General features: G+C 40.7%; 5 protein-coding genes. 2 read left to right on the forward strand and 3 right to left on the reverse strand.

The window, feature by feature from the left end; genetic code table 11:
• The first annotated feature begins 661 nt into the window (after nt 1–661).
• Nucleotides 662–1,264, forward strand: coding sequence for a 6-phospho-3-hexuloisomerase (gene hxlB / locus QZT26_RS15845; protein WP_157820729.1), 603 nt, complete (start codon nt 662–664; stop codon nt 1,262–1,264).
• A 5-nt stretch (nt 1,265–1,269) separates the two neighbouring features.
• Here the strand turns inward: hxlB and QZT26_RS15850 are convergent, their stop codons facing one another.
• From QZT26_RS15850 to QZT26_RS15860, 3 genes are read right to left on the reverse strand one after another with little or no spacing between them, the layout of a single operon-like run.
• Complete coding sequence (locus tag QZT26_RS15850; RefSeq protein WP_164995056.1) at nt 1,270–3,966, reverse strand: hypothetical protein; 2,697 nt, start codon at nt 3,964–3,966, stop codon at nt 1,270–1,272.
• A 13-nt stretch (nt 3,967–3,979) separates the two neighbouring features.
• On the reverse strand, nt 3,980–4,198 hold the full coding sequence (locus QZT26_RS15855; protein WP_099326683.1) for a hypothetical protein: 219 nt from the start codon (nt 4,196–4,198) through the stop codon (nt 3,980–3,982).
• Nucleotides 4,199–4,217: 19 nt separating this feature from the next.
• Nucleotides 4,218–4,802, reverse strand: a complete 585-nt coding sequence (locus tag QZT26_RS15860) for a molybdenum cofactor guanylyltransferase (protein ID WP_157820728.1) — start codon at nt 4,800–4,802, stop codon at nt 4,218–4,220.
• 125 nt (nt 4,803–4,927) lie between these two features.
• Here QZT26_RS15860 and QZT26_RS15865 point away from each other — a divergent pair, with 125 nt between their 5' ends.
• Nucleotides 4,928–5,884, forward strand: coding sequence for a peptidyl-prolyl cis-trans isomerase (locus QZT26_RS15865; RefSeq protein WP_099326681.1), 957 nt, complete (start codon nt 4,928–4,930; stop codon nt 5,882–5,884).
• Nucleotides 5,885–6,370 lie beyond the last annotated feature (486 nt).

Below are 6,370 nucleotides of genomic sequence, written 5' to 3' on the forward strand. Positions count from 1 at the left end.
GTTATCATTACAGGAAGTTCTTAAGTGCTGGAATGACATTGCTTGTTCTTTAGCAGAAAATACAAGAATCCGAAAAACACAGATATCAAAATACTTCGAGCATACCTAAAACAAGTTAGCGCTTATGGGTGCAGGGGGTGGACTGGATTTCTCCATCGATTCAACTACCCCCTTTGTTATGAAAACAAATCTGCCCCTCTTTCCCACGCTCCGCAGGCTGGTCAAATGGACAATTTTATCCTGTTTCGTGACATGCATTCCCGCAGAACGTAGGAATGAGAAGAAAAACTTATGGCTATTCATGTTATAAACCTCCCAGATTTCCTCCGCAGACAATTCCACCCCCTTAATCCCCCGCCAGCGGGGGACAGGCTTGCAGCATTGTTTTGCCCCAATCACACAAACGGTTACAAAAAATCGGGAATGCTCCTTTTCGTACCTCGCATTTCGTGTTTCATGTTGTTATATGTTTTGGATTTGTTTTGAATTTTATGCTTTGTTATTCGAATTTGTTTCGTATTTCGTACTTCGAATTTCGTGTTTTTAATATCTTATCTTATTTGGTTCTGACTATGCCGGCTCAGTAAGTTACAAATATTTTATTATTATGAGCGGTAAATTTTTGTTAAAATCACCAAAAATCTGTGGAGGGGGGCTTAAAATGTTCGTGCCGAAAATCATGAAATTACATAAAAACACTACTACCCTGGTCATAAAACCAACTACAAAAATAATATTGAATGAAATTCATTCTGTTCTTGATAAGATAAATGAACAGTCCTTTGCACAATTGTTTTCGTCGATTCTTGATGCAAAGAATATATTTGTGACTGGGCAGGGCCGTTCCGGTCTGGTGTCCCGTACTTTTGCAATGAGACTGACACATATTGGTTTAAACGCTTACTGTGTGGGAGACGCCACGACGCCGAATATCGATAAAGGGGATTTATTGATTGCCTGCAGTAGTTCAGGGAATACGCACATTACCTGCTACATAGCGGAATTGGCAAAAAAATCCTTTGCCACTGTTGCTGCAATTACCTCGCAGAAAAATTCACCTCTTACTGAATATGCCGATATTATCGTAGATCTACCTGTGCAGGAAATCCGTACGCACAACAAAATCAATGGTTCTATCCAATTCCGCAGTACGCTTTTCGAACAAGCCTGCCTTGTTTATTTAGACGGTGTAATTCATTTGCTCGTGACGGAATTGAGAAGTTCGGAACAGGAAATGAACAGGAGGCATTCAAACCTGGAATGATATGATTAGCGCTGTTTTTTTGTTATCTTTGAAATAAAACATTGAATAATAGCAGCGAATATCTTGAAAGATAATCGCACGCTGAATGCATCAATAAGTATCCTTCGGTACGTCCTTCTCCCTGAAACGCTGTCAAACAATGCCCCTTTTAATTCAGGGTTGCTTTTGGCAATCTGAATAACACTCCCCAAAAAACCATAATACGCACCCCATATAATAAAGCGCCTGACTGCTCTTGCATAGGGCAAGTCCTTAATGACGTCGTAAAAACTGTTAAAATATGAGGTATGAAAAGCCCTTTTTGATATGCCAACGTTCATCATAGTTTCCGCCGCTTTAATGCCCATTAAACATGCCGCATTCACTCCCTTGCCCTTAAACGGACGGATAAGGCCTGCCGCATCCCCGATAATTACATATCTGTCGCCAAAGGGATTTTTTGCAGGTTTCACCGGAAAACACCCCCTATGATAGTCGAAGTGTCCTAAAGCATCCTTAAAACACTCCGGAAGCTGGTTCATTACCTCGGATTGCTGCAAAAAATTATCCATAGATTTTGAAGAAATTTTAGCCCCTGCAATGTTGATGGTATAGTGGTCTGCCTTTGGGGTGATTGCGCCAAACTCTATTTCTTTTATCGACGATAAAAAGGCATGGATATATCCATCGGTATTTTCTAAATCATGGTATTTCCCTTTGGGATGAAATTTCGTTAATATGGAGAGTAAATATTTCGGGGATTTATACGGTGTGCCGCTTTCAAATAATTTATGTGTACCTTCTTCTATACCGAAGGCGCCCACTACAACATCGGCGCTGGTATGCCGGGTTTCGCTATAGATAACAATCTTTTCCCGTCCGATTTCTATATCAGTAACCTTGCTTTTGATTACGGTAACGCCGGCTTCTTTTGCTTTTTGCAGAAGATATGCATCAAATTGAATTCTGCGAAGGGCGTAAGATATTTCTCCGTTGCCTTCAAGCGTTATCGTTTGCCCATTTGCGTGAAGATAATAACCTGGTATATCCCTTTTCACCAGATACCATGGGAAGGGGATTTTTAAGGTATCCTCCATGATATGTTCAATAGGATGGGAGAGTACTCCGGCACATTCATTGTGTTCAATTCCGCCTTCAAAATCCTTCATCTCGTATAAAATAACGTTTATGTCAATATTTTTCTCTTTGGCAAGATGCTTCAGGGCAATCCCGCAACTGGTACCTGCAGGCCCGCCTCCGATTATAACTACGGTGCTTTGATTTTTCAGGGGACCCAATGCCAGTGTTTCTTTCGATCTGGCTGTTCCCGCAAGATTTGTATTGGTCAGTTTGCGGAAATACCCATACACCATTTTGACCGCGGATCTGAAATTATGAGGAAACATAACTGCCTGTAACCGAAAACTCATTGCATCGTAAAATATTTCCTTATACCCGATATTGCCGGTAACCATGTTCCACAAAATGGCATTGATGCGTTGCGCCCCCCAGGTATCCTTGTGTTTGCAGAGGTAGTCGATGTGCGTGTTTGCAATGTGTTTTTTCGAGGTGATATAATCGTGAATGTTTAATATAAGTTTGCCGTAAAAGTTGTCGTTCGCAAGTAATTTCAGCGCCGGCGTATAATACGCTTCCTTAAAATCCCTTTCTGAAATGCCGTGATAAAAAGCGGCGTAAGCGGCTAACCGGGAAGTTTCAAAAGACGATTCAATGCCGTTTTTATAGGTACGGGAAATACTTGCATCTCCCGTTATCACGAATCTGTCAGAATAGGGGTGTGCGGCATGCGCGACCGGGATTTTGGGAAAACAGATGCACACGTTTTCCGGCAGCGACCACCCTTCCGGCAAAAGTTCACGTATTCGGGGGTGCTTTATAAACTGCATTAAATGCGCCTTTGTGATGTCTTCATTGCCGACGAGGGATACGGTAACGTAGTCGTCTTTGGGTATAAGCGCTGCAAATTTAATTGGCTTGATTCCCAGTGAAAATATGTAGATAGTTCTTTGGAAACGCTCCCTGATATAAGACCTCCCCAGCGGGAGTTCCGCATTGCATGTGCGTATCGACCGCGGTTCGCGATACCCATGTTTCTTCCCCACGATTCTTTTGGTAAGCGACGTATTTACCCCGAATGCGCCAACGGCGAGGCTTACCGATATTTTTTTTCGTATGCCTTCCTCCCTGTATACAATATTTACTAAATGCTGAGGATTTTCCGGCAACTCAATTTCTTCTACAATCGCAGAAAGCACCTTCGCTCCCATAGAAGCGCTGTGGTTTAATAAAAAATCATCAAAACTAATGTTTACGTCAGAGAGGGAATACCTTGGCCCCCCTCCGCGGAAAATGGTAATAATTCTTGGTTTATGGCCCGGAAGCGGGTGATGGAGAGAGATGCCGCGTTCCTGCGACTGAAAGAAATATCCGTCTATTTCATTTTGAATGCGTGACGTCGGAAGTACAATTCCTTCCTGTTCCATTTTCGCAATAAGGGTCTCCGACAATACCCCCGCGCACATTTTACAGCCAACAGGACCTTTCTGGATAAAATCCTTTCCGCAGAGAATGTAAATGGTAATCTTTTTATTCAGTTCCTTTGCCAGTTTTAATGCAAAGTGTGCAAAAAAACTCCCCGCAGGCCCGCCGCCAATAATTGCTATTGTGTCGTTATCTTTTAATGGTCCAATATTTGTTTTCATAATTCACATTTCATCAGGCATTAATGGTTTTGATCGTGCCGGAGTCGTAGCGGTCCATTATTTCTTCGGTGTTAGACACGTAAAAAAACTGTCCCTCCTTTATTGCAACAGCGCCGTCCTCTATGATTCCTGAATCGTCCATTTGCCAGGAAGTCTTTGGTTTTTGCGTTACCCCACGAATGGTAAGCAATTGGCCGATATTATATATGATCGGGTCTGGTTGGTTTTCCATTTATTCCGTGACAAATGTTTTAGTTGCATTCTGAACGATAGTCTTCATATTCTCTATAGGTGTTGAGATTGATAAAAGATTTTATATCTTTGCCCGACTTAATAAGTTCTTCTTCGTTAACATGCCGCACATTTACCTTCTGCAAGAAATCAGACATCCGCAGGTCTTCTTCTTCAAGGCATCGCTGCATGGTTTGAATGCAATTTTTTGAATAAAATGCATGAAGAGGTTCGGGTCCGCGGACTGTATGCGGAACAATTACATCATAATTGTCGCCTTTGACAAGTTCCTTCATATATACGATTACTTCCTTATTAATAAACGGCATATCGCAGGCGATTACAAATGCGTATGAGTACTTTGAATGAATAAGTCCCGCACAAATACCACCAAGAGGACCTTTTCCTGGCATGACGTCAGGAACGATTGGCAATTGTAAATGTTCATACAGGGAGAAGTCATTTGCGGAAATAATTATTTCCCGGAATATATGCCTTAATATATCGATTTGAATTTCGATGAAGGATTTATTTCCATAGGCAAGAAATGCCTTGTTAGTTCCCATCCTGGTGCTTTTCCCGCCGGCCAATATAATTCCTGTCACTTTGCACATCTCCCATTTGTTCATTTTAAAAGCATTGACACGTTAATTTTCTCTGTGTTATAATTTTAACTCAATTCTAACTTTTTACTAAAAAAATAATTTTTATCTCGTACAAGGCAATATTTATGAATAGAAAATACCTCTTCTTACCTATGGCGGCAATGTTTTCTTTTGGAAGTTTTAGTATCCACAATCAGAGTGTGTCAGCTAACTCTGAAACCAGTATAGTACTTGTAAGTAAAGAATCAAAAGAAGACAAGGATGTTGTTGCTATTGTCAATGGACAAAAGATTACCAGCAATGAGCTATATGAACTTTTATTGAGTACTTATGGAAATGAAGCCCTTGATGTTCTTATCAGAAGAACGCTTATAAACCAGGAGGCAAGAAAACATGGAATATCACTTACCACTAAGGAAGTAGAAAACAAGATAAACACCCTTGTGCAGCGCGAAGTGAACGCTTTACTGCAAACGTACAAAATAGAAAACGAAGCGGATCTTGATAAGGAACTGGAAAAGATCGGTGCAAGTCTTAAAGAGTTTAAAGATAAATTAACGAAGAGATTAGTAAAAGAGGCGGAGATTGAATTACGTGCTGAAAAGGTTGTAATGAAGACGATTTCAGTATCTGAAGAGGATTTGCAAGAGGCATATAAAAGTATTTATGGAGAGAAAATCGAGGCGCAGCAGATAGTTTTGAAAACGAAAAGAGAGGCGGAAGAAGCTCTTGAGAAACTGCGTTTAGGCGCGGATATTACGAAAATGGCAAAGGCCCAGTCGATTGACCGCGCTTCTGCTTCAAGAGATGGGAAGATGTTGCCATTTAGTCCGGAAGACGATATTGGAAAATCAGTTGCGCATCTCAAGCCGGGTGAGTTAAGCGGTATTATAAATACAAATTACGGCTATCACATTGTAAAAATTACCGGTAGAAAAACCGGAAGCGACAAAAAGTTTGATACGGTAAAAAAAGAGTTGGAAGAATTAGTACGGGAAAAAAAATACAGAGAAAGATTAAGGCCGTGGCTTGTCAATCTCGTTGAAAGCGCTTCCATCACAAAAAAAATAGCTACGGATTAAATAATCAACTTCTTGTTTTTTATGCTAGTTTTTCAAAATGCATAATCGTAAGACATTGATTAGATGAGGTTTACGTAAAGTTTGTAGCATTGGGTTTTTTGTCATTTGAATTTATTTCGTATTTCGAATTTGGTTGCGGCCAAAGGCCGCGCCAGGTATTTAATGGCTAAATCCCCCATACCAGCAGGTAGTAACAATATAAAACGTGGGGTTCAAGTTGCAAACCAATGTCATTAAGTTAAGCAACCTGCCAGAAAAGTCCCCTTAATAAAGGGGGAAAAAGGGGGTTGTTTTTAATAAAATAATTCTTAACACCTTAGTTATTTGAAAAATTCAAGGGGATATAAAAAACAATGTAGCCCCTTTAGGGGCGGTCTGTTTGTAGCACAATAAAATTCAACAGGTAAATAGCTCCGTAGGAGCGGCCTGTATATGATTGACAGGAAGACAGGCCGCTCCTGACGGAGCTAATATCTGTTATGGTAT

The organism is uncultured Candidatus Kuenenia sp. (assembly GCF_900696675.1).
In the GTDB taxonomy this organism is placed as follows: Bacteria; Planctomycetota; Brocadiia; order Brocadiales; family Brocadiaceae; genus Kuenenia; species Kuenenia stuttgartiensis_A.